We start from the raw sequence: 1,009 nt of genomic DNA, 5'->3' as shown, positions 1-1,009 counted from the left end.
GCTCGCCCCGCAGGCGGATGGCTTCCCGCTGGAGATAGGAGCCGATATCCGCGTCAAACGTGCCCCGTTGCCAGTCGTCGCCTAATGACGACTTGCCAGCCGTGACGGTCCACGTCGGCGGCGCCAACTCGATATGCGGCACAACGCTCCCGGGTACCCTCCGTACATCATCGATGATCGCCCAATCGATCACGCCCTTGGGATTGTCATCGAACGGGTGACCGCCGAGGTTGAGCCCCCCGCCGAGGCCGTTGGCCTGCTGGTGATTGAGCATGGTGCCGGCGATGTCCCCGCCCGCCCACGTGTAGCTCCTCCACGCCTGCCCCACCATGTGCCCCGTGGGGTCGTTGAATTTGACCGGGTTTCCCATGACGTAGGCGTAGAGATTCCAGGACTGGGGAGTCGTGAGGTCGCCGGGCACGTTGTCGGGCTTCATGAACCGCCCCAGGTTCGCGGCGTGGTAGCGGTAATGCATGTAGTCCAGGCCGCTCGCCGCGTCCCGCTCGTGGCCCGTGTACTGGTGCGTGTTGCCGGCGGAGTTCGTGGCGGGGCGGATCTCCACCCCGTACGGCTCGTAGTCCTTCCGGTCCACCACCTGGCACGACGCCTCCGTCACGATCCGCACCGTCCCCAGGTGGTCCCACGCGTAGAACAGCGCCCGCTGGCCCGCCAGGAGACTGCGGGGGGAGGAGGGACGAGAAGCCCCGGAGAAGTCGGCGGGCACCTCACCGAACCGGGGATCGAACGAGACGGACCTGTGGGAGGCCGGATCGGTCGAGGAGCGGGCGTGAGCCCCCGTTGAGACGGCGGCCTCGCTCGCCGACGCGACCCAGGCCTCCGCTTCCCGCGCGTTCGGCCCGCGGGATGGGGAAGAAGGACAGGACCTTCTTCGGCCCATAGCCTTGGCGGGTTCTTCCGGTTCCCCGAGGCCTCCCGCCGGAGGCGCCGCCACCCGCGCATCCGTCTCCATGAGGCTCCCCTCTCCGGAGACTTTATCCCCCGTCCACGC

Annotated in this window: 1 protein-coding gene; it reads right to left on the bottom strand. The window is 68.3% G+C overall.

Going from position 1 to position 1,009, the window contains the following annotated elements; translation table 11 throughout:
• On the bottom strand, positions 1–970 hold a 970-nt coding region (locus tag AB1824_13620; GenBank protein MEW5765997.1), incomplete at its 3' end, for an RHS repeat-associated core domain-containing protein.
• Between the last annotated feature and the right edge of the window lie 39 nt (positions 971–1,009).

The sequence above is a fragment of the Acidobacteriota bacterium genome (assembly GCA_040752915.1).
Classification (GTDB): Bacteria; Acidobacteriota; UBA4820; order UBA4820; family DSQY01; genus JBFLVU01.
This window is presented reverse-complemented; position numbering and strand designations above follow the sequence as displayed.